The organism is Pseudomonas sp. B21-054 (genome assembly GCF_026016345.1).
In the GTDB taxonomy this organism is placed as follows: Bacteria; Pseudomonadota; Gammaproteobacteria; order Pseudomonadales; family Pseudomonadaceae; genus Aquipseudomonas.
Genome location: NZ_CP087204.1, coordinates 5,312,578 through 5,335,386, shown reverse-complemented (window position 1 = coordinate 5,335,386; position 22,809 = coordinate 5,312,578). Strand labels below are relative to the sequence as shown.

The 22,809-nt window shown below is 60.6% G+C and carries 20 protein-coding genes; 10 read left to right on the top strand and 10 right to left on the bottom strand.

The window, feature by feature from the left end; translation table 11 throughout:
• Positions 1–157 precede the first annotated feature (157 nt).
• The 4 genes from LOY70_RS23170 (at position 158) to groL (ending at position 3,664) form a co-directional block, all read left to right on the top strand.
• A complete protein-coding gene (locus LOY70_RS23170; protein WP_265029448.1) occupies positions 158–889 on the top strand; it encodes a HugZ family protein in 732 nt (243 codons plus the stop codon).
• Positions 890–955: 66 nt separating this feature from the next.
• Entirely contained in the window at positions 956–1,432 is a 477-nt protein-coding gene (locus LOY70_RS23165; RefSeq protein WP_025215162.1) for an FxsA family protein, read from the top strand.
• A gap of 244 nt (positions 1,433–1,676) precedes the next feature.
• On the top strand, positions 1,677–1,970 hold the full coding sequence (locus LOY70_RS23160; protein ID WP_003178744.1) for a co-chaperone GroES: 294 nt from the start codon (positions 1,677–1,679) through the stop codon (positions 1,968–1,970).
• 50 nt (positions 1,971–2,020) lie between these two features.
• Positions 2,021–3,664, top strand: a complete 1,644-nt coding sequence (groL, locus tag LOY70_RS23155; RefSeq protein ID WP_123346444.1) for a chaperonin GroEL — start codon at positions 2,021–2,023, stop codon at positions 3,662–3,664.
• A gap of 200 nt (positions 3,665–3,864) precedes the next feature.
• Here the strand turns inward: groL and LOY70_RS23150 are convergent, their stop codons facing one another.
• Complete coding sequence (locus tag LOY70_RS23150) at positions 3,865–4,608, bottom strand: phosphatase PAP2 family protein (RefSeq protein ID WP_265029447.1); 744 nt, start codon at positions 4,606–4,608, stop codon at positions 3,865–3,867.
• Positions 4,609–4,840: 232 nt separating this feature from the next.
• Between LOY70_RS23150 and colR the strand changes: the two genes are divergently transcribed.
• The 5 genes from colR (at position 4,841) to LOY70_RS23125 (ending at position 8,521) form a co-directional block, all read left to right on the top strand.
• On the top strand, positions 4,841–5,524 hold the full coding sequence (gene colR / locus LOY70_RS23145) for a two-component system response regulator ColR (protein ID WP_025215158.1): 684 nt from the start codon (positions 4,841–4,843) through the stop codon (positions 5,522–5,524).
• The gene (locus LOY70_RS23140) at positions 5,514–6,791 is read left to right on the top strand and encodes a sensor histidine kinase (RefSeq protein ID WP_265029446.1); all 1,278 of its coding nucleotides are present in this window, start codon (positions 5,514–5,516) and stop codon (positions 6,789–6,791) included. The genes colR and LOY70_RS23140 overlap by 11 nt, the downstream gene beginning before the upstream one ends.
• 116 nt (positions 6,792–6,907) lie before the next feature.
• A complete protein-coding gene (locus LOY70_RS23135; RefSeq protein ID WP_123415739.1) occupies positions 6,908–7,576 on the top strand; it encodes a class I SAM-dependent methyltransferase in 669 nt (222 codons plus the stop codon).
• A 4-nt stretch (positions 7,577–7,580) separates the two neighbouring features.
• Positions 7,581–8,291, top strand: a complete 711-nt coding sequence (locus LOY70_RS23130; RefSeq protein ID WP_265029445.1) for a lipopolysaccharide kinase InaA family protein — start codon at positions 7,581–7,583, stop codon at positions 8,289–8,291.
• A gap of 2 nt (positions 8,292–8,293) precedes the next feature.
• Positions 8,294–8,521, top strand: a complete 228-nt coding sequence (locus LOY70_RS23125) for a hypothetical protein (protein ID WP_025215154.1) — start codon at positions 8,294–8,296, stop codon at positions 8,519–8,521.
• 114 nt (positions 8,522–8,635) lie between these two features.
• Here LOY70_RS23125 and LOY70_RS23120 read toward each other — a convergent pair whose 3' ends face one another.
• The 5 genes from LOY70_RS23120 to LOY70_RS23100 form a co-directional block, all read right to left on the bottom strand.
• A complete protein-coding gene (locus LOY70_RS23120; protein WP_265029444.1) occupies positions 8,636–11,662 on the bottom strand; it encodes a multidrug efflux RND transporter permease subunit in 3,027 nt (1,008 codons plus the stop codon).
• A 13-nt stretch (positions 11,663–11,675) separates the two neighbouring features.
• Positions 11,676–12,824, bottom strand: coding sequence for an efflux RND transporter periplasmic adaptor subunit (locus tag LOY70_RS23115; protein WP_123346432.1), 1,149 nt, complete (start codon positions 12,822–12,824; stop codon positions 11,676–11,678).
• Between the two features lie 154 nt (positions 12,825–12,978).
• On the bottom strand, positions 12,979–14,076 hold the full coding sequence (locus tag LOY70_RS23110) for a DUF1513 domain-containing protein (RefSeq protein ID WP_265029443.1): 1,098 nt from the start codon (positions 14,074–14,076) through the stop codon (positions 12,979–12,981).
• A gap of 2 nt (positions 14,077–14,078) precedes the next feature.
• Positions 14,079–15,143 carry an imelysin family protein gene (locus tag LOY70_RS23105; RefSeq protein ID WP_265029442.1) on the bottom strand — a complete coding sequence of 355 codons (1,065 nt, stop codon included), beginning with the start codon at positions 15,141–15,143 and terminating at the stop codon, positions 14,079–14,081.
• A 29-nt stretch (positions 15,144–15,172) separates the two neighbouring features.
• Complete coding sequence (locus LOY70_RS23100; RefSeq protein ID WP_405045668.1) at positions 15,173–16,600, bottom strand: di-heme oxidoredictase family protein; 1,428 nt, start codon at positions 16,598–16,600, stop codon at positions 15,173–15,175.
• Positions 16,601–17,078: 478 nt separating this feature from the next.
• Between LOY70_RS23100 and LOY70_RS23095 the strand changes: the two genes are divergently transcribed.
• A complete protein-coding gene (locus tag LOY70_RS23095; protein ID WP_265029441.1) occupies positions 17,079–19,382 on the top strand; it encodes a hypothetical protein in 2,304 nt (767 codons plus the stop codon).
• 75 nt (positions 19,383–19,457) lie between these two features.
• Here the strand turns inward: LOY70_RS23095 and LOY70_RS23090 are convergent, their stop codons facing one another.
• The 4 genes from LOY70_RS23090 to LOY70_RS23075 form a co-directional block, all read right to left on the bottom strand.
• Positions 19,458–20,798 carry a sensor histidine kinase gene (locus tag LOY70_RS23090; RefSeq protein WP_265029440.1) on the bottom strand — a complete coding sequence of 447 codons (1,341 nt, stop codon included), beginning with the start codon at positions 20,796–20,798 and terminating at the stop codon, positions 19,458–19,460.
• Between the two features lie 67 nt (positions 20,799–20,865).
• Positions 20,866–21,303, bottom strand: coding sequence for a Spy/CpxP family protein refolding chaperone (locus LOY70_RS23085; protein WP_265029439.1), 438 nt, complete (start codon positions 21,301–21,303; stop codon positions 20,866–20,868).
• 321 nt (positions 21,304–21,624) lie between these two features.
• On the bottom strand, positions 21,625–22,302 hold the full coding sequence (locus LOY70_RS23080) for a response regulator transcription factor (RefSeq protein WP_265029438.1): 678 nt from the start codon (positions 22,300–22,302) through the stop codon (positions 21,625–21,627).
• Positions 22,303–22,309: 7 nt separating this feature from the next.
• Positions 22,310–22,720 carry a translation initiation factor 2 gene (locus LOY70_RS23075; protein ID WP_265029437.1) on the bottom strand — a complete coding sequence of 137 codons (411 nt, stop codon included), beginning with the start codon at positions 22,718–22,720 and terminating at the stop codon, positions 22,310–22,312.
• Between the last annotated feature and the right edge of the window lie 89 nt (positions 22,721–22,809).

The following is a 22,809-nucleotide window of genomic DNA, read 5'->3' as shown; positions in this document are numbered from 1 at the left end:
ATGTCCCGATGGCGGAGTGGTGAAGGATGTCCTTTTTTAAGGCCTCTCGATCTGCGCCGCCATAGCCCGGCTGCACGAGAACTGCCCGACGGTACACTGGGACATAGCCCAGCTGTCTGACCGTTTTTAAAACGGCCTTCATCAAAGGAGTCATAAATTGAGCGTTGAAGCTGCCAAGCATGCCCGAGAATTACTGCTCAAGGAATACCGTGGAATGCTCTCCACTCATTCCAAGTCCATGCCCGGTTTCCCATTCGGCTCCGTGGTGCCGTATTGCCTGGACGAGCAGGGCCGGCCATTGATCTTGATCAGCCGCATTGCTCAGCACACCCACAACCTGCAAAAAGACCCCAAGTGCTCGATGCTCGTGGGCGAGCGGGGCGCTGAAGATGTGCAGGCAGTCGGGCGCCTGACCTACCTGGCCGAGGCCCGGAAACTGGAAGACGGCGCCGCCATCGACGCCGCGGCTGAGCGTTATTACCGCTACTTCCCGGATTCGCAGAACTATCACAAGGCCCATGATTTTGATTTCTGGGTGCTCAATCCAGTGCGCCATCGCTACATCGGCGGTTTTGGCGCCATTCACTGGATCGACCAGATCACCCTGGCCAATCCCTTCGCCGGCAAGGCCGAGGCGAGCATGATCGAGCACATGAACAGCGATCACGCCAAGGCCATCGCCCATTACGTGGAACTGGCCGGCCTGCCGAAAACCGAACCGGCACAGCTGGTGGGCATCGACAGCGAAGGCATGCACCTGCGCATTGGCCAGGGTCTGCATTGGCTGGCGTTTCAAGGGCCTTGCAACACGCCGACACAAGTGCGCGAAGCCCTGGTTTATCTGGCTCACGCCGAGCAATGGCCAAAAAATGCAGAGGCCAGTGCTTGAATTCACGAAAGGACGACGTCATTTAGGGTTTCATAGCAAGGCATTCTTGCGTTGAGGAACCATTTGATGCGCCCTTTTTTATTGCTCTTTCTGCTGTTCCCGGTGTTGGAGCTGTTCGTATTCGTCAAGGTCAGCGGTGCGATCGGGTTTTTCCCGGCGCTGCTGCTGGTCATTCTCGGCACGATGCTTGGCGTGTTCGTGCTGCGCATCGCCGGCCTCGCCACGGCATTGCGTGCTCGTGAAAGCCTGAACCGTGGCGAGCTGCCCGCCCAGACCATGCTCGAAGGCCTGATGCTGGCCCTGGGTGGCGGTCTGCTGATCCTGCCTGGCTTTATCAGCGACGTGCTGGGCCTGGTCATGCTGTTGCCATTCACCCGTCGGTTGCTGGCCAATAAAATGCGCCAGCGCGCCGAAGAACAGGCGATCCGCCAGCGGGCCTTCGCCGATGACCTGCAGCCCCGTGGCGGGCCGGCTCCGCGAGAGCCCCTGGGCCGCGAGCCCAACGTGATCGAAGGCGAATTCGAACATCGCGACCCTAAGTAAAAAACAGCGGCACGGCACCTTAAGGTGCCGTGTTCGTTTTTGGCTCCGAGAAGTAAAAAATTTCATACCCGGCCCTTGTAATCGGCTTGTACGCCCTTATGTATGGGTCACCGCAAGGTTTCCGGTGGCAACACTGGACAGACTTCCGCGGTTCGCTTGACGAACCGCACCCGGCACAGCCGGATTCGTTAAACCCGCCGGGACTACACCGGCCGATGAAAACCACAATTAGGAGAGATCGACAATGAAGCTTCGTCCTCTGCATGACCGCGTCGTCGTCCGTCGCAGCGAAGAAGAAAAGAAAACCGCTGGCGGTATCGTCCTGCCAGGTTCGGCTGCCGAGAAGCCAAACCAGGGTGAAGTCCTCGCTGTAGGCCCAGGCAAAGCACTGGAAAATGGTGAAGTACGTGCGCTGTCCGTGAAAGTGGGTGACAAGGTTGTATTCGGCCCTTACTCCGGTAGCAACACTGTGAAAGTCGATGGCGAAGACCTGCTGGTAATCGGCGAGAGCGAAATCCTCGCTGTTATCGAAGGCTGATTTTCCCGTTCATTTTCCCGCGACTACAAAGTATTTAAGGAATATCGATCATGGCTGCTAAAGAAGTTAAATTCGGCGATTCCGCCCGTAAGAAAATGCTCGCCGGTGTCAACGTCCTGGCTGACGCAGTAAAAGCAACCCTGGGCCCGAAAGGCCGCAACGTGATCATCGAGAAGAGCTTCGGCGCTCCGACCATCACCAAGGACGGCGTTTCCGTCGCCAAGGAAATCGAGCTTAAAGACCGCTTCGAAAACATGGGCGCGCAACTGGTCAAAGACGTTGCCTCCCGTGCCAACGATGACGCCGGTGACGGTACCACCACCGCCACTGTCCTGGCTCAGTCGATCGTCAACGAAGGCCTGAAAGCCGTCGCTGCCGGCATGAACCCGATGGACCTCAAGCGTGGCATCGACAAGGCGACCATCGCCATTGTCAAAGAGCTCAAAGCCCTGTCCAAGCCATGCGCCGACACCAAGGCGATCGCTCAGGTCGGCACCATCTCGGCCAACTCCGACAACTCCATCGGCGACATCATTGCCGAAGCCATGGAAAAAGTCGGTAAAGAAGGCGTGATCACCGTTGAAGAAGGCTCGGGCCTGGAAAACGAACTGTCGGTTGTCGAAGGCATGCAGTTCGACCGTGGCTACCTGTCCCCGTACTTCGTCAACAAGCCAGACACCATGACCGCCGAGCTCGACAGCCCGCTGATCCTGCTGGTCGACAAAAAGATCTCGAACATCCGTGAGCTGCTGCCAGTGCTGGAAGCCGTTGCCAAAGCCGGCCGCCCACTGTTGATCGTGAGCGAAGACGTTGAAGGCGAAGCCCTGGCGACTCTGGTTGTGAACAACATGCGCGGTATCGTCAAGGTGGTTGCCGTCAAGGCACCGGGCTTCGGCGATCGTCGCAAGGCCATGCTGCAGGACATCGCTGTCCTGACCGGCGGTACCGTTATCTCCGAAGAGATCGGCCTGAGCCTGGAAAGCGCTACCCTGGAACACCTGGGTAATGCCAAGCGCGTCACCGTGACCAAGGAAAACACCACCGTCATCGACGGCGCTGGCGTTGAGGCTGACATCCAGGCTCGCGTCACTCAGATCCGCGCACAAGTGGCCGAGACTTCGTCCGACTACGACCGTGAAAAACTGCAAGAGCGCCTGGCCAAGCTGTCCGGCGGCGTTGCAGTGATCAAGGTTGGCGCCGGTTCCGAAGTTGAAATGAAAGAGAAGAAAGCCCGCGTTGAAGACGCGCTGCACGCCACCCGTGCCGCCGTTGAAGAAGGCGTGGTACCTGGCGGCGGCGTGGCACTGGTTCGTGCCCTGCAAGCCATCAGCGAACTCAAAGGCGACAACGATGACCAGAACGTGGGCATCCAGTTGCTGCGTCGCGCTGTAGAAGCACCGCTGCGCCAGATCGTTGCCAACTCCGGCGACGAGCCAAGCGTTGTGGTCGACAAGGTCAAGCAGGGTTCGGGTAACTACGGTTACAACGCTGCTACCGGCGAATACGGCGACATGATCGAAATGGGTATCCTGGACCCGGCCAAAGTGACTCGTTCGGCTCTGCAAGCGGCTTCGTCGATTGCCAGCCTGATGATCACCACCGAGGCGATGATCGCTGAAATCAAGGACGACGCTCCAGCTGGCGGCGGCATGCCAGACATGGGCGGCATGGGTGGCATGGGCGGCATGATGTAAGCCAGCCTTACCCCTGTAGCGAAAAACCCCGTCTGCGAAAGCAGGCGGGGTTTTTTATTACCTTGGATTCATAGCGCGGTACCAATGCTGCCCCTGTGGGAGCGAGCTTGCTCGCAATTACGGTGTGTCCGCTCATATATTCGGCACTGACCCACCGCTATCGCGAGCAAGCTCGCTCCCACATTGGGATGTGGTTCAGTTCAGGCATTGGCGGGACTGGTTACAGCTACGCGCTCAGCCGTGGCGGCCGGTCGGTACAGGATGTAGTAGTAACACCCCAGGCAAATCAGCCAACAGAACACCGCCGTCCACACATTGTGGGAAAAGAAGTGCGCCCCTTGCATCATCCGCCCCACGGAGAACACGGTGCCCAACGTGAAGGCGAAGATGAGGGCCCGGCGAGCCAGGCGCGGGCGGCGGTCGCGCAGCACAAAGAACAGCGCAAACAGCGTGAACCCGGTGGCAGCGTGTCCGCCGGGCCAGCAGCGACCGGGTTTGTCGGTGGCCGGGCGCGGGCTCAGCAGTTCACTGTAGGTTTCCTTGCCGCCGAATTCCTTCAGGCTCCAGGGGCATTGCACGGCCGTCACCGCTTTCATCGGCGTGACGAAGGACGTCGCCAGTGCCAGGGACAGCACCAGGCAACCCAGTTCCCGTTTGAATGGCTTGAGCCGGGCGATGAAAAACGTGCCGATAAACCCGGGCACCGCCAGCACGGAAAATACGATGACCACCTCTTTGGCTCGGTCATGCAGGATGTCTTCCAGAAAAAAACTGTGCCGGCCTATGAAGTCCCCAGCGGCCGAGTCGTAAAACAGCTTGGCCAGGTCCATGTCCAGTGTGGTCAGTTCCAACAGCACCAGAATGATTGCGACCACGGCGGGCAGACCCAGGGCGACTCGCAAGTTCAACGGCTTGGAGGCAGGGCGGATGGCGGTGGAAACCATGACAGTACCTTTGGTGGGGTTTTCGTAAGCAGCGCATGGCGCAGTCTGGTCTGTACGGCGTTGGAGAGGTGTGAATGTTGGGTGAAAAACTCGTCAATGCCCGTCGGGGGGCACATGGCTTTGGTCCACCTGCTCGTCACGACATGAGCAGATACAACTCTAGCCGTGGGCCACACTTGGCCTTAAGCTGCGCGGGCCACGACGACTGTCTACGTGCGCAGAGGAGATGCCCATGCGAATTCTGTTGGTTGAAGACAACCGCGACATCCTGGCCAACCTGGCCGACTACCTGGGGCTCAAGGGCTACACCGTCGATTGTGCCCAGGACGGTTTGTCGGGTTTGCACCTGGCTGCGACCGAACACTACGACCTGATCGTGCTCGACATCATGTTGCCCGGCATCGACGGCTACACCTTGTGCAAGCGCCTGCGCGAAGACGCCCGGCGTGACACGCCAGTGATCATGCTGACCGCGCGGGATCAGTTGGATGATCGTCTGCAGGGCTTCAAGTCCGGGGCCGATGATTACTTGATCAAACCCTTTGCCCTGTCGGAATTGGCGGCGCGAATCGAAGCCGTCATGCGTCGCGCCCAGGGCGGTGGCCGCCGCGCCTTGCAGGTGGGCGACCTGAGTTACGACCTCGACACCCTGGAAGTGACCCGTGAAGGCAAGCTGCTCAAGCTCAACCCGGTAGGCCTGAAACTGCTGGCGGTCTTGATGCAGAAAAGTCCCCATGTGTTGCGCCGGGAAATCCTCGAGGAAGCGTTGTGGGGCGATGATTGCCCGGACAGCGACAGCCTGCGCAGCCACGTCCATCAACTGCGCCAAGTGATCGATAAACCGTTCGACAAACCACTTTTGCATACCGTGCACGGCGTGGGTTATCGCCTGGCCGAGGGCCGAGATGGAGTTTAAGCAGAGCCTTGCCCAGCGGATCATCATCGCCTTTGCGCTGATGAGCGCGTTGGTCGCCGGGGCATTTGCCATGGGCATCGTGGCGACGGTCCACCTGGTGGAAGAAAAGCTGATTTCCGCTGGGCTTGGGGGCGACCTGCAACGTCTGTTGTTGATGGACAGCGTCTCTGACTGGAGCCATCGTCCGGAACCCGACCAGCTGTTTTATTTCAGTGGTGGCCCCGGTGACTTCGAGCTGCCCAAGGACCTGCGTCATCTGGATCGCGGCTTCCACGAGGTGTTTCGCGAACAATTGTCGTATCACGCCATGGTCGAAGTCGTCGACGGTCGACACTACGTGCTGCTACAAGACCAGAGCGACTTCGAAGAGCGCGAGCGGGTGCTGTTTGCCGTGGTGCTGGTGGGCTTCGTGCTCAGCCTGGCGCTGGCGGTATTTCTGGGCTGGATCCTGGCTCGCCGGGTGATGGCCCCTGTGGTTCGTCTGGCCCGGCAAGTGCGCCATCGCGACCAGCTCCTGGGGCTCGCTCCGCCGCTGGCACCGGATTATGCCGCCGATGAGGTGGGTGAGTTGGCCGTGGCGTTCGACGCCACGCTCGGACGGTTACGCCAGGCCTTGACCCGTGAGCGGTTGTTTACCAGCGACGTGAGCCATGAGTTGCGTACACCGTTGATGGTCCTGGCTACCTCCTGTGAGTTGCTGCTGGAAAATCCAGCACTGGATCAGCGCGGTCGCACACAGGTCGAGCGCATCAACCGGGCCAGTGAAGAAATGCGCGAACTGGTGCAAACCTTCTTGATGCTCGCCAGGGCCCAGCGTGAAGACAACGCGATGTCACCGCGGCTGGCCCTGGCACCGGTGGCTGAAAATCTCCTCGGGGTGTGGCGCGGCCCCATCGAATCCAAAGGCCTGACGCTGATCTTCGAGCCAGGGCAAACCGCCGATACGCTGTATAACGCCACGTTCCTGACCGCCGTCATGGGCAACCTGCTGCGAAATGCCCTGCACTACACCGACCAGGGATTTATTCGCCTCTCGTTGACCACGACCGGATTTGTGGTCGAGGACAGTGGTGTGGGCATCCCGGAGGAGAAGCGTGAGGCGATGTTCGAACCGTTCGTGCGCGGTAATGAACAGCGCGGCGAGGGGCTGGGGCTGGGGCTTTCCTTGGTGCAACGGATTTGCGAAAACCAAGGCTGGACGGTGAGTCTCAGCACGATGGAGCCCAACGGTTGTCGTTTTGAAGTGGAGCTGAATCCGACGGGATAGATGTTTGGGCTGGAAAAATTTTGTAACTATTGGGTAGGCTGCATAACTTTTTTTTCACAAAGCGATGACAAGTCGATTCATAAGGTGGGGGCGATCAGTTATTGAGGCCCCCTACAATGTCCAAACCCATCAAGCTTGATTTTTCCGAAAAGTACGACGAGCAGCATGCTCGAAGGTATTTCCACAAGCATCGAAGCGGCTTGAGTCGCCGTCTGTCCAACCTGCGAGACCAACAACTGGCCCGGCGCGCATTGACGCTTGCGGGCGACCCCAGCCTGGTCCTGGACCTGCCGTGCGGGGCAGGGCGTTTCTGGTCGCTGTTGGCCGAAAAACCGAACCGGGTGATCATCGGTGCGGACAACTCCGAGGCCATGATCAAGACCGCAGTCGAGGCCCAACCGACCGATGTCGTGGAACGGGTACAACCCTTGCACACTTCTGCGTTCGACATCGCCTTGCCTGATAACGCCGTCGACAGCATTTTTTGCATGCGCCTGTTGCACCACATCGGTGAACCCGCGCATCGACTGGCGATTCTGAAGGAATTCGAGCGTGTCAGCCGTGACAGCGTGATCGTTTCCTTGTGGGTTGATGGCAATTTCAAGGCCTGGAAACGCAAGCGCCAGGAACGAATTCGTGGGCAGAAAAGCTACCAGAATCGATTTGTGTTACCGGTTGCTACAGTAGAGGAGGAGTTTCGGCAGGCCGGGTTCCGTATTCAGGAACGACTGGATTTTCTACCGCTCTATGCCATGTGGCGAGTTTATGTATTACGCAAGAGGTAAAGGCATGGTTGGGCAGGCAGCAGAAGCATCAATGAGTTTTCCCGATAACTTCGAGTACTTCTGGAGTCAGCAGGGCGAATGGGTGGAAGAACCCAATGTGCGTCGTGGCGGTGAAAGCGGTGTGCAGCGGATTAACGGTATGGACGGCGAGCTGCTGTATGCCAAGCGTCAGACCGGACACATTTATCGCGACTGGCTGCACCCGTTCGGTCGACCGACCGTACTGCGTGAGCAGGATGCGCTCCTGGCGTTGACTCGGCTTGGTGTCCGCGTCCCTCAGCTCGTTTTCTGCGGCGCCCAACGGGACCCGGTCCATAAGTGGCGTGCGCTGCTGGTGACCAAGTCGCTCGACGGCTTCGGAGAAATCGAGCACTGGTACGCCGGTGGTGGGCGCGAGCGTCACGGCGAAGCGGTGCATGATCAAATCCTCCTGGCGCTGGCCGAAAACCTGGCCCGCATGCACAAGGGGCGGTGGCAGCATGGCTGCATCTATATCAAGCACGTCTTTGTGCGGGTGACGGGAGAAGGCGAGGCGGCCAAGGGTGAAGTGGCTTTGCTCGATTTCGAGAAGTGTCGCCAGCGCCTGACTGCCCGGCAAGCGGCCTCCCATGACCTGAAGCAGCTGCGGCGCCACTCGTCGTTCAGCGATGCCGACTGGAAAAAACTCGTCTATTTTTATGAGGCGGCGTTTGGCAGCGCTATCAAAGGTTTATAGCGATGAAACTAGAAATTGCTAGAGGTGTGTTTTTAGTAGGAGCTCTGGCAGTTGCATCGATGGCGGTGGCTGTCTGGGAACAGCCACGCTCGCAGATCCTCAGTGCCTCCAATACTGGCGCCCACTGCCCTTTACCAAGGGTAGCCAAGGCCAGTGAGGCGATCCGACCGGATGACGATCTGTTGCTGTTCATGTTCAGTCTTTCTCAAGGGATGAGGCCGCAGAGTTGAACATCATGAAACCCAGATAAAAGCCTCGCATACGCGGGGCTTTTATTTTGGGTTCTCTAATACCTGCCACAAATCTCCAGCCAAACACTAAATCTGTGGCCAAGGTCCAATGCCTCAGGCTTTGTCGGGCTTGGCCAGCAATGTGTAGACGCAGGGCAGCACGAACAGCGTGAACAAAGTACCAATCGACATCCCGGTAGCGATCACCATGCCGATGTCGAAGCGACTCACCGCGCCGGCACCGGTGGCGAGGATCAGCGGCACCATGCCAAACACCATCGCCGCGGTGGTCATCAGCACCGGTCGCAGGCGAATCGAGGCCGCTTGCTCCACGGCGTCCCGTGGCGTCAGTCCCTGGTCCTTGCGCAACTGGTTGGCGAATTCGACGATCAGGATCCCGTGCTTGCTGATCAGGCCGATCAGCGTCACCAATCCCACCTGGGTGTAGATGTTCATGCTCGACCAGCCGAGGAACAGTGGGATCAACGCTCCGCAGATGGACAGTGGCACCGTCACCAGAATCACCAGCGGATCCCGGAAGCTTTCGAACTGGGCCGCCAGCACCAGGAAGATGATCGCCAGGGCCAGGGCGAAGGTGACCCACAGCGCACTGCCTTCCTGCACGAACTGCCGCGAAGCCCCTGCGTAATCGAAGGCGAAGCCTACCGGCGCTTCCTCCCGGGCGATCTGGCGGACAGTCTCGATGGCTTCGCCCATGCTCACGACGGGAAAGCCGGAAATCGTGACCGCATTGAGCTGCTGGAACTGGTTCAATTGCCGTGGCCGCGCCTGGTCGCTGACCTTGATCAGGGTCGACAGCGGCAGCAGTTCACCCTGGGTATTTTTCACGTAGTAATTGTTCAGCCAGTCCGGGTTGTCCCGAAACGACCGTTCGACCTGGGCAATGACCTTGTAGCTGCGTCCTTCAATGGTAAAGCGATTGATCTCGGCCTCACCCAGCATGGTCGCCAGGGTGCCGCCCAGGTCCTGCATCGAAACCCCCATCTGGGCCGCCTTGGCGCGGTCGATGTCGACCACCACCTCGGGTTTGTCGAACGCCAGGTCAATGTCCATGAAGGCGAACTTGCCTGATTCCAATGCGCGTTTTTTAACGCGTTCGGCGATTTCAAGCAGTGTCGCGTAATCCTTCGGCGAGTTGATGACAAAGGCGAATGGCAGACCTTCGCCGGTGCCTGGCAATGAAGGCAGGTTGAAACCGAAGATCTGCAAGCCGGGAATACTCTCCAGCTTGGCCTGGACCTCCGGCAGGATTTCCATCTGGGTGCGGCTGCGCTCGTTCCATGGCTTGAGCAGGAAGCCGCCGATGCCGGACTGCACACCGTTGTAGCCGTTGATCTGGAACGAGGAGTAGTACTCGGGGAACTCCTTGAAGATCGTGATGAAGTGATCGGTGTAGGCGTTCAGGTAGTCGAGGTTGGTCGTCTTCGGGGCATTGGCCATCATGAAAATGATGCCCTGGTCCTCGTCGGGCGCCAGTTCGGACTTGCTGAACATGATCAGCACCGGAATCAGGAGCAGGATGATCCCAGCGAACACCAGAACCACCGGCCGGGCATTGAGCGTGCCGTGAAGCAGGCGCTGGTAACGGCTTTTCAAGCGTTCGAAGACCATGTCCAACCGATGGGCCAACCCCGAGGGGTTCTCGTCGTGGCGCAGCAGCAGGGCGCACATCATGGGCGACAGGGTCAGGGCAACGATCCCGGAAATCACCACCGCCCCGGCCAGGGTCAATGCGAACTCCTTGAACAAGGCCCCCGTCAGGCCTTCGAGCAGGCCGATCGGCGCGTACACCGCCGCCAGGGTGATGGTCATCGAGACGACCGGCATGGCGATTTCCCGGGCACCTTCTATCGCGGCATCGAAGGGAGTCTTGCCCTCCTCGATGTGGCGGTGAATGTTCTCCACCACCACGATGGCATCGTCCACCACCAGGCCGATGGCCAGCACCATGGCCAGCAGCGTCAGGAGGTTCATCGAGTAGCCCATCAACTGCATGAAGAACATCACGCCGATCATCGACAGCGGGATGGTCACCACCGGGATGACCACCGAGCGCAGGGCGCCGAGGAACAGGAACACCACGACGATGACGATCAGTACCGCCTCGAACAGGGTTTTCACCACCTCGTCGATGGACGCCTGGATGAACAGGGTGGCGTCGTAGGCGATCTCGGCCTTGAGGTTGGTCGGCAGCTGGGCCTCCATCTCCGGCATGATCTTGCGCACTTCCTTGATCACATCCAGCGGGTTCGCACCCGGCGTGGCCTTGATCCCGATGTACACCGAGGGCGTGCCGCCGAACGAGCTGATGGTGTCGTAGTTCTCGGCGCCCATCTCCACGCGGGCAACGTCTCGCAGCAACACGCGGCTGTCGCCGTCGGTCTTGAGCGGGATGGCGGCGAAGGCCTCGGCGGACTTGAGTTCGGTGTTGGCATTGATGCTGGTGACCACATACTCGCCTTTCACTTCACCGGCGGCGGAGAGAAAGTTGTGCTGGCGCACGGCGTTGGTCACGTCGGCGGCGGTGAGGCCGAAACCGGCGAGCTTGACCGGGTCCAGCCACAGGCGCATGGCGAAGACCTGGTTGCCGAGAATCTCCGCTTCGGCCATGCCCGGCAGCGTCGCCAGCTTGGGCTGGATCACCCGTGACAGGTAGTCGGTGATCTGCGGGTTGTTCAATTCCTTGCTGAAAAAGCTGATGTACATCAGCGCCGAGGCATCGGCGGCCTCGCGGCTGAGCACCGGGTCTTCGGCATCCTGGGGCAGTTGGTTCTTGACCTCGTTGGCCTTGGCCAGCAGTTCGGTAAAGAGCCGGTCGCTGTTGGAGCCGATGCGGGCATAGACCGAAATCACCGAGAAGTTCTGGCGGCTGACCGAGGTCATGTAGTCGATGCCCTCGGCACTGGCCAGGCTCTGTTGCATCGGTTGGGTGATGTAGCCCTGGATGGTCTCGGCATTGGCCCCGGGGTAGGCGGTGGTCACCGTGATCAGGGCGTTCTCCATCTGCGGGTACTGACGCAGGGGCAACTTGCTCCAGGCCTGGAAGCCCAGGAGTACGATCAACAGACTGACCACGGTGGCGAGCACCGGGCGGCGGATGAACGGATCGGTAAAAGCCATGGGGGTTCCTTGATCAGTCCGCGCGCGGCGGGCTGTTCTGTTCGGTCAGGGTCTTGTCGTCGCTGATGGCGATGGGCGTGCCGTTATCGAGCTTGATCTGGCCGCCGATCACGACTTGTTCGCCGCTCTGCACGCCCTTGGAAACCAGGACTTGCCCGTTGCGTCGCTCGCCGGTCTCGACAAAGCGCCGCTCGGCGATCAGGACCGGCTGGCCCTTGTCGTCTTTCTCGACAGTGCCGTCGGCGGCTTTCTTCTGCGTGACCACGTACATGGAGTTGCCGTAGAGGGTGTAGGTCACCGCGCTTTCCGGCACGACGATTCCGGCGGCCACTTCCGGCAGGATCACCTGCAGGTTGGCGAACATACCGGGCAACAGTTTGCCGTCCGGGTTGGCCAGGGTGGCGCGCACCAGCACGTTGCGGGTGCTGTCCTCGACCTTGGGGTTGATCGCGCTGATGGTGCCGACGAAAGTCTGCCCGGGATAGGCCGAGACACTGACGTTGACCGGTTGGGCGACCGCGAGCCTGGGCACGGTTTGCTCAGGTACGTAGAAGTCCACATAAAGGCTGCTGAGGTCCTGCAGAGTGGCGATCACCGTGCCGCTGGCCAGGTAGTCGCCGACGTCCACCTGGCGAATGCCGATGGTGCCGCTGAATGGCGCCAGAATCTGTTTTTTGGCCAGCGAAGCCTTGAGCTGGTTGACCGTGGCCTGGTTCTTCTTCAGTTGTGCCGAGAGCCGGTCGAATTCGCCCTTGGAGATCGCCTGGCTGCCCACCAGTTGTCGGCCACGACCGAAATCCAGTTGCGCCAGGCCAAGGTCGGCCTCGGCGGTTTCCAGCAGGGCGCTTTCGACTTCACTGTCCAGTTGCAGGAGCGGCTGGCCCGCCTTGACCTTCTGCCCGGACTGGAACTGCACCTTCTGCACGGTCCCGGCGATTTCCAGGCTCAGGTCCACGCCTTGCAGGGCCTTGAGGCTACCGACGGTGGGCAGGCGCGCCTGCCAGGGCTGCTCGATGGCCTTGGCCACGGCCACGCTGACCGGTGGTTTCGGTGCAGAAAACATCTGGATCTGCTGGTAAATGGAGAAGGCCTTGTAGCCGGCGAGCAACAGCACCACCAGCAGGACAACACCCAACATGATCAGCATGCGGCGTCGCAGCATGTTCCACTTCCTTGGAAAAGAGCTGAGAGAAAATACAGATAGGCGGGCACATTACTCTGAGTGTGCCGGCTATTCCAGATGCTGGCGGGCTGGAGGTGCGTGGGATTTTTCCGAAAATCAGGGAGCTCGGCGCCGATGGGCTTCGCTCCCTGGCTCAGGCCAGATGCAAATGGTTGTCCCAGAGCCCTGCCGGCAGATCCAGCGGCTTTGCAACCAGTTGTGCCTGCCGGCAATCGTAATAACGGCAACGGCCCTGGCCCGACGTCACGACGAAACCTTCGGCCACCGCACCCACGCCAGCACAGTCCGGTAAAGGTGCATCCAGGCGCACTTCACCGCTGTCCAGGTCCCAGATGAAAAAGCGGTTGCCACGGGGAGCGGTCAAGGCCACCAGGCGCAGGTCGCTGTGCACGGCGACGCTGGCGGTGTAGTGCCCCATGGCCTGCAATTGCTCTTCAGGCACCGGGAACGCCTGGAACGGCTGGCCCGGCCGCTTGATCGCCAGCAGTTCCGACGACTCGTGGGCTGCGCCCATGAACTGCTGGCCGGAGACGATGGTGCCGTCGCTGGCGATGCCCAGGTGGCGCACGCTGTTCATCGATTGGGCGAGGGTTTCCTTGCTCAGCAGGGTGCCATCGCGTTGCATCAGCACCAGGCTCGGCTCCATGGCGTCGAGGTTCATTTCGACCCGGCTTTCGGCCTCGGTGCGAATGCCGCCGTTGGCCACCACCAGCGTCTCGCCATCGGGCATCCAGGACACCTGGTGAGGACCGATGCCGTGGGTGGACATCTCGCCGCTGTGCACCAGCCGCTCGCCTTCGAAACGGTACACGCCGAGCAGGCCGCGTCCCGGATCCGTGGTGTCGTTCTCGGTGGCGTACAGCCATTCGCCGCTGTTGTGGATCACCGCGTGGCCGTAGAAATGCCGGTTCGGCAACGAGGCGATGGTTTGCAGCAGCGCGCCGTCGCGCAGGTCGATCAAGTAGCTTTCGGTGCCTGGACGACGGGCGACGAACAGCGCAATTGGCTGCGTCGGGTGATTGATGATGTCATGGCAGCGTTGGCCGACCTGGGTGGCGAACACCCGGGTGCCGTCCAGTCGATAGCCGACGGCGTAGTGCCTGCCGTCGCCATCGTCCCGTGCCGAAAGCAAGAGTGGGTGCTTGTCCTTTTGCTTGAACAGCGTCCAGCCGCCCAGGGTGACGGCGCCGAGCAGCAAGCTGCCCAGTGCCAGGACCTGACGTCGAAACATGATCAGTCACCGTCGTTGGCATTGAAGCCCAATTGAATGCCCAGCGCCTTGGCCAGTTCGCCTTCGTGCAGGCGATGGACGACGTTGAGGCTGTCGTACAAATCGTTGAGTTGCTGGCGCCCGGCATCGTCGTTGAGCATTTCGGTCAATGAGCGCTGGCTGCTGGCGAACAGTTTCAAGGAGGCATCGTAGGCGGCGTCGATCTTGTCCGCCAACGGTTTCTGGTCGCTTGGCAGCAGGCCACGCAGGCCCTTGTTGTCCACGCCGGCCCAGACGGTCCTGGCTGCGCTCAGGCTCGCTTCCAGGCCTTGCAGCGACGATTGGCTGCGCCAGGCATCGGCCTGGAACGGTTGCGGCACGCCCTTGCTCTGGCGGCCCATCGGCGTGCCGAGTTTTTTCTTCAGGGTGTCGAGGGCGGTGACCTGGACCCGCAGCAGATCGGCGATGGCTTCGTGGGAATCGGCGTAGCGCTGGTTCGGGAACTTGCTCATCTGGGCGAGCATGCCGTCGTTGGCGTTCCAGCCCGCCAGGATCTCTTCGGCCAGTTGTTTCTGGCGTTCACCGATGGCGCTCAGCAGTGGGCAGTACTTGGCTTTCTGCGCACTGTCGGCCATGTCGATCTTGGCGTCGAACAGCAGGTACTCATAGGCCGAAAGACCCTGGACCACGACGCTGGACTTGGCCAGGCCGGCGGCGTCGATCTGCGGCTGGCTGTTGACCAATTGCTCGACCTGACGGCCCACGAGGTTTTTCTTGTCCGGCCAGAACTGCACCTGCCAGGCGCGGTTGCCCTCGGCCAGCGGACCGATCAGCAGTGGCTGCAACTCGGCCCAGGCTTTTTGTGCCTTGAGGAAGTCGGCGCGGGCGGTTTCCAGGTTCTCCTTGCCTTGGCAGAACGCCAGGGCGCTGGTCGCCAGTTGCCGGTCGGCGTCGACCCAGCGGCTGTAGGTCGGCAGGATCACTTGCTTGGCGATGGCGGCCGAGGTGACCGCTTGCGGGTCCTGGGGCGAACAGGCGCCGAGGGCGAGGGCGGCGAGGCTGGTGAATAACAGCTTGGGACGGAACATGTCGGGCTCCCGTTTTTCGGAAAATGCGTTTAAAGGGAATTCAGGAACGCCAGCAACGCAGCACGCTGCTCGGCGTTGAACGATAAAACCTGTCGCTGCGCCGCTTGTGCTTCGCCGCCATGCCACAGCACGGCTTCGAGCAGATTGCGCGCGCGACCGTCGTGCAAGAACTGGGTGTGGCCGTTGACGGTTTCGGTCAGGCCGATGCCCCACAGCGGCGGGGTGCGCCAGTCACGGCCGCTGGCCTTGAATTCGCTGCGGTTGTCGGCCAAGCCGTCACCCATGTCATGCAACAACAGGTCGCTGTAAGGGCGGATGACCTGGTTCGCCAGCTCCGGCTCGGCAGCGTTGGCGGACGTGGTGTATTTCGGTGTGTGGCAAGACTGGCAACCGGCCTGGAAAAACAGATTCTTGCCGGCCAGCACCTGGGGTGAATTCACCTCGCGACGGGCTGGTACGGCGAGGTTGCGGCTATAGAACAGCACCAATCGCAGGATGTTGTCGCTGACTTCCGGCTCGCCGTCCGGGCCGTTGCCGCTGGGGGCGCGCTTGCAATCGACCTGGGTCTCGGTGCAATCGTCGAAGGGCCGCAGGCTCGTCGTCAGGCCCATGTCGCCGGAAAACGCATGGACGTTCTGTTGGTTGAGGTTGGGCTGCCCGGCTTTCCAGCCAAACCGTCCAAGTACGGTTTTTTGTTGGGCATCGTCCCAGACCTGGTTGGGACGACCGGCAATGCCGTTGTTTTCCCGCGCCTGGGCCTCGGCGTTGGCCAGGATGGCTTCGTCGGGGATCGCCTCCAGCAACCCCAGGCCGATCATCGGCGGGGCGACGCGAGCGGAAAAACGCGTGTCCGGATGCATCGGCCCATAGGCCAGTTGGGTGATTTGCAGGTTTGGCTTGCGCAGCTCCACGACGGTGCCGTCCTTGAAGCGCACCGGGACGGGACTGTAATCGACCCGGACCTTGCCTTCGGGAGCGACACCGGGGACGGACATGTCCTGCAACTGTCCGCCGTAGACCGGCTCCGGCACGACCCCCAGTTGTTCGATGACCTTGGCGTAGGGCGGCGTATCGGGAATCGACAGGCGCACCAGCATCGACACCGCGCTGGCGGCGTCCGGCGCTGGCGGATGACCGCGACCGTCCTTGATGTGGCAGTTCTGGCAGGCATTGGTGTTGAACAATGGCCCGAGGCCGTCCCGGGCGGTGGTGGTCGAGGGGGCGATCACCCAGGGGCTGCGGAAGAAACTGTTGCCGACGCTGAAGTCCACGCGCCGCGAGGGCGGCAGGTTGGCCGAAGGCAGGGAGAAGGCATTCTGATCGGTCTTGCGTACCGTCGCGGCGCCACCGGACCGGGCTTCGCCGGGTTCGGCCTGGGTAAAACGCGGGGCATCATCGCAGGCACTCAGGCCCAGGGCCATGAACAGAGCGCATAGACGAAGAGGCAACGACGGCATCGGGCTTCCTGGAAGACGAGTGAAACGAGGGCGCAAAGTCTAACAGGGCGGGGCAGTTTGAATAAGAGGAATTATCGTTTGGTTTGTGGGTGTCGTTTTAATCCCGGGTGACGCAAACATTGCTTGCTCAAGGCTTGATTCCAGTGTCCAGGCATCCAGCGACTGGCGCTCGCTCACGAATGTGATCGAAGGCGATCCCGTGCGTTTTGCGGTGGGTGCTGAGTTCGTCATGATCAATATGGGACAGCATGTCAGGGTGAGCTCTGCGTTGTGGCAGGCCGCCACTCAGGCATACGAATACTCGCCACTGGCGCCTGTGCTCCGAACCCATCGGGGTGTCCATCAGCCAGCCTCACACCAACCATTCGTCTTAAACCAGCCCCCACCTGTTAGTTCTGACAGTAGCCAGTTTCCTCGCCCTGGCATGTGATAACCGTGCCAAAGCGGCTCACGTCCCGTCACATGCCAGGAGAAATCAATGGATATCCAATCCTCCACCTTGGACGATTTATTCGTCCTTTACTCTGTGATCATCCCGGGTTGGATCGCTCCGGTGAAGCCGGTCGACCTCGCCGACGGCGGCATCCCTAAAAGCCTTTACGACGGCCAGCCTCAGGGGCTTCTCTGCGTGATTGATCCGTGGACGGAGCTCAAGCGTCAATCCTGGATAATGGCGGCCTATGATCGCGCTGACCTTTATGTCAATGATGATCCCACTCCTGTCGCCGGCAAGACTGTAGATCCGGGGGAAGAGGACGATCGCATACCCTTGCGCATCCCCCACGGGCATTTAATTCATGGAGTCAACAGACTGCATTACAAAGTGACCCGTCCCGGTGAAAACGCCGCACCCTCCAGGGACTCACATGTCCTGTATCACCTGCGGGCACCGGGCGAACCTGCGCCGGATGGCCTGGATCTACTGATCCCTTCCGATGTTGTCAGCAATGGGGTCAGCGCCGAGCGGGCGGCGCAGGGGGTGGAGTTCGGTTTCGCCTACACCAACCCGCGAAATTACGACCGCATTAACTTTTTAGTGGGGAATGTAACTATTCCCTTTGAGGTTGCCGACGCATCGATACCGGTGACAAGGACCCTGTTCACCGCCACGTTCCAACAGGCAGGTGACAACCCCAATACACTCATCGAGTATCGGGTGACAGACCAATTGGGCAACTCCAACCAGTCACCAACCAAGCGCCTTGATATTCATCTTGACCGGCAGCTGGATCTGCCCCCGCCCAGGGTCAAGGAAGCGCTTGGCAACAACCTCGACCCGGTTGATGCAAAAGACACGTTGACCGTGGTGGTGCGCTATGACGACATGTTGCCCACCGACCTGCTAAGCGTGACTTGGGCCGGTACGGCCGGCGCCGGTTCCCACACCACCGGCGCAGAGGAGGTCGGTACCGTTGGCGACAGGGAGGTGCCGATCCCGGTCGCGGTCCTGGCCTTCAATTTGGGCAAGACGGTGACGGTAAGCTATACCGTTACCCGTAATAATCGAGCGACCACCACCCCCTCCGATCCGCTCCTGCTCAGCGTGCGTGACATCGCCCAGAGCGATCTGCCGACACCGCTGATTCGCGAAGCGGCCAATGGTGGCACCGGACCTGAGCTTGACCTGGCCAGTTTCGCGGGTGACGCCAATGTGACGGTGACGCCCTGGCCGCTCATTGCCATTGACCAGAAGGTATGGCTTTACTGCGAAGGCACCAAGACTGACGGGACGAGGCATACGATCACCTTGCAAACCGCCACAAGCTTGACGGCGGATGAAGTGAGGATCGGACTGTCCAAACCGGTTCCCCGAGGTCAACTGCAACTGTTGCGCGACCGCTCTGACCTGAGCGTCGTGCTGCAGGTGACGTTCAATAAAGCCCCGGATATCACCGAGGCCATCAGCTTTCCACTGCGCACTTACTCGATCAGGTCCGTGGTGCTGGAAACACCGCTCATTACCTCGGTCAAGGATCCTGGCGGCACCCCGATCTCCGATAACGGCTACACCCTCGCGACCACCGTGAAGCTGACTGGCGAAGCAACGCCCGACACGAAGGTCGAAATTTTCGACGAAGATGAATACAAAAGCACCTTGGAGGTAGATGGCAAGGGTTTGTGGGAGGGCAATCTGAGCGGGCTCGATCTCGGGGAGCATAGCCTCACTGCCCGGGGGATCTACCGTAATAATCCAGTGTCGCCGCCCTGGGGATTCACAGTCGTGGAGCCCCTGACCATCGATACCAGTACCGCCACTCTCAGTACGAGGATGTATAGAACCGCCAAGTTTCCAGCGCGCCCGCCGGTAGGCGCATACGTGGAGCGGATACCGTCGGGCGGTGTGCCTCCCTATATATATACCTCCAGCGATCCGAATGTGGCCGAGCTTTTTTCATCAACACAACCACGGGTGGTGTCGAAGTTTTCAGGGGCCGCCACGATAACCGTTCGTGATCAATTCGGTGGGCATGTCCAATATCCAGTGACTACTTCCGGTGTTTGGCTGCTTATGGGGATGGGTAACGACTATACATGGCACACCTATTGGAACTGCTGGAGTGCTGCGCTGAGTTTCGGAGGTGTCATTCCTGACCTGCAGACATGGGGAGCCCTTCGAACAATCCATGACGGCGATCCGGGGTTGACTAACCTGCGTTCATGGACTTCAACCCCAGCGCCCGATTACAGACGACAGTATTCCATCGACCCTCTGACGGGGGACACTGAGTCACTGTCCCAGGATTCCGACTTCGCGACGGGATGGATGATCAAGGAGATATGACCGTTCCTTGTCATTGATGCGATGACAGGGGCCAGCATTGCCCTGGAGTCAACAGATCAACTGTTCATGTGCAGGTTATGGCTGGACAACGGCCCCCGGCACCAGTGGCAGTTCCAGGCTGGCGATGAACCCGCCCTCGGGGTGGTTGGCCAGCACCAGCGCGCCGCCGTGGCGTTCGGCGGCACGGCGCGCAATGGCCAGGCCCAGGCCATGGCCGGCGGCGGTCTGGCCGGGGGCGCGATAGAACGGCTCGCTCAACTGACCCAGGTGTTCGGGCTCCACGCCCGGCCCATGGTCACGCACGCTGATCAGGATCCGTTCCCCCTGATGCATCGCGCGCATTTCGATTGGTTGCCCGGCGGGATTGAAGCGCTGGGCGTTGCGCAGCAAGTTGTCCACCGCCCGCTCAATCATGGTCGGCCAGCCCTTGAGGGTCAGGTTCGGCTCCGTTTCCAGTTGCACGTTTTGTTCAGGTGAAGCCAACTGCGCATCTTTTTGCAGGGTGATGAGCAGAGCGTTGAGGTCCACCTCCTCGGCGCTGGCGTTGTCGGCATCGACCCGGGCCAAGACCAGGATTTCGCTGATCAGTGCTTCCAGGCGATCACATTCGCGGGTCAGGCGCGGCCAGAGCTTTTCACGCTCTTCGGGGCTGGCCCGTTCAGCCAATGCCAGGGCGATGCGCAGGCGGGCCAAGGGCGAGCGCAGTTCGTGGGACACGTCGCGCAATAGCTGCCGTTGACTTCCAATCAGACTTTGCAGGCGCGCGCCCATGCGGTTGAAATCGGTGGCGAGCACACCGAATTCATCCCGACGGTTGGCCAGTTTGGCGAGGCTGTTCTGCTGGTACGTGGTCTGTCCCAAATCATGCACCGCACCGCGCAGGCGACTCAGCGGGCGGGTAATGGAGAGGGTCACCAACAGGCTGAACAAGGTCAGCACCACCAAGGCGATCCCCAATGCACTGAAGGGCCAGAGCAGGCTTTCGCGGTGCCAGGCGTCCAGTTCGGGATGGGGGATGCGGTAGATGAACAGGTAAGTGTCGCCCGTTTTGGCGCTGGTGAACTCGTCGGTCAGTCGTCGCCAGGGCAGGCGCCGGTCGTCGTTGTTCTGCCGCGCCTCGAAGGCGGCGGCACGACGCGGGAAGGTGCCGCGGACCACCGGGTCGCCGCTTTCGTTGAGCACCTGGACGTCGATGTGATACTGGTGCTTGCGTTGTTGCAGGATGTCCTGGGCCGCGTCTTCGCCCTGGCTTTCGAAGATTTGCGTCCACTCTTCGGGCAGCGTGTTGAGACCCGGATGGCGACTGAGGATCCAGGCGTCCTGGTTCAGCATGTGGCCCATAAGAATCGAAAGCCCTCCGACGAGGGCGATGGCCAGCCAGAAACTGGCCAGGATGCGCCAGAACAATGAACGCACGTTGAATCCTCGAGAACAAAGAAAGCCCAACGGCGATTTGCCGTTGGGCTGGGTACCCTTCAACGCATTATTGCGCTTTTTGCGGTTGTTGCGCTTTCCAGGCCTTGAACTCGGCCCACTCGGCCCGACGCTCGGCCTGCTTCTTCTGGATCGCGTCGAACTCTTTTTGCTGTTCAGGCTTCAACAGGCCACGGATCTGGGCGTCGACTTTCTCACGCCGGGCTTCCATTTCGTCTTTCATGGCCTTCTGATCGGCTGGCGACAATTTGGCCAGGTATTTTTCCACCAGTTCGCGGCGTTCGTGGCGCTGTTCGCCCATGATCTTGTGGATCTGCTGGCGTTGTTCGCGGCTCAGGTCCAGTTCGCTGAAGGGGCCTTTGTCGTGCATCATCCCGCCGTGGCGCGGGCCGTCCATCGGGCCCATCGGGCCGGGGCCTTCGGGCATGGCCATGGCGACGGTAGGCAGGGCGGCAGCGAACATCAGAGCGATAAGGGTCTTGCGCATGGGGTCTCTCCTTGTCTCATTCCCGGTCAGTTCCGGATGTGTGCAGGTTACGGAGATCAAGGTCAGCGGCGGTCAGCGGGGCGTAAAGCTTGGGTAAAGACGTTTGGGGGCGGACCTGACAAAACCGTAGACGCAAAAAGTGCGGCGAGGAGATTATCTGTGGCGAGGGGATTTATCCCCGCTGGGCCGCGCAGCGGCCCCCTTGGTTTTATCTGATGCAACGCGGTGGCAGGCACATCTGGGGGCGCTTCGCACCCCAGCGGGGATAAATCCCCTCGCCACAAAAGGATCCCCGGTCCAAGCACGGAATCGGTGCAGTGTTCAAAGGCTGTAGTAATAACCCCGGCTGCGCAGCGCCACGATGCGTGGACGGCCATCGGGGTGAGGGCCGATTTTCTTGCGCAGGTTGCTCACGTGCATATCGAGGCTGCGGTCGTACAGGGTGAGTTTGCGACCCAAGGCGATCTGCGCCAGTTCCTGTTTATCCAGCGGCTCGCCCGGCTGTTTGAGCAGCGCTTCGAGCAAGCGGCTTTCGGATACGGTGAGGGTCTGTTCCTGTTCATCGATGCTGACCACGCCACGCACCGGGCTGAAGGTCAGGTCGCCCAGTTCGATCTGGCTGGACACCGCCGCCGGGTGACTGCGACGCAAGACGGCGCGCAGGCGGGCGGTCAGTTCCCGTGGGTCGCAGGGCTTGGCCAGGTAATCGTCGGCCCCCAGTTCCAGGCCAAGGATACGGTCCAGCGGCTCGCCACGTGCCGAGAGCATCAGCACCGGCAGTTCCGGGTGATCGGTGCGCAACTGCTTGAGCAGTTCCAGGCCGCTGCCGTCGGGCAGCATCACATCCAGTACCACCGCCGCCGGGGCGGTTTCGGCCAAGGCTTTGCGAGCACTCTGGCCGTCGTGGCAGGCGCGGACCTGGAAACCTTCCTGGCCCAGCCAACTGCCGAGGAGCTCACACAGCTCCTGGTCATCATCAATCAGTAACAGCTCGCTCATGACTCACTCAATTTAGCCATTGCCGACGTTGTCTACGTCCACCGCTGGCAAAGATACCGCAGAGCAGGGCCAATAGCGCTACCCCGCCGCCAATGACGAACCACTGCTGTTGATCGGTCAACAGGCGTGGCAGGGGGCTGGCCTGGGCTTCCTTGAGTTGCAGCTTCAGGCGCTGGTTCTCCTGGCGCAACCGGGCCAGCAAGGCGCTCTCGCGTTCGCTGTCGGCGTTTTGCAATTGTTTGCTCAGCTCTTCGCGCTGGCGTTCGCTGTCTTTCAAGCGTTGCTGCAGTTCGGCGATATGGCTGCCGGCGCTCAAGGACAAGGGCGCCGAATGACTGCCCTCGGTGCTCTCTTCACCATGGGCGGGAGCCCCGATCGCCAACGTGACCAACAACAGGCACAACGGACCTTTGCGCATTGCAACTCCTGAATTCCAATCGAGATTAGACAGGTTGTCGGCAGGCCAACGAGAACAATGAGCAATCGGGCGCAATGAGCCATCAAGAC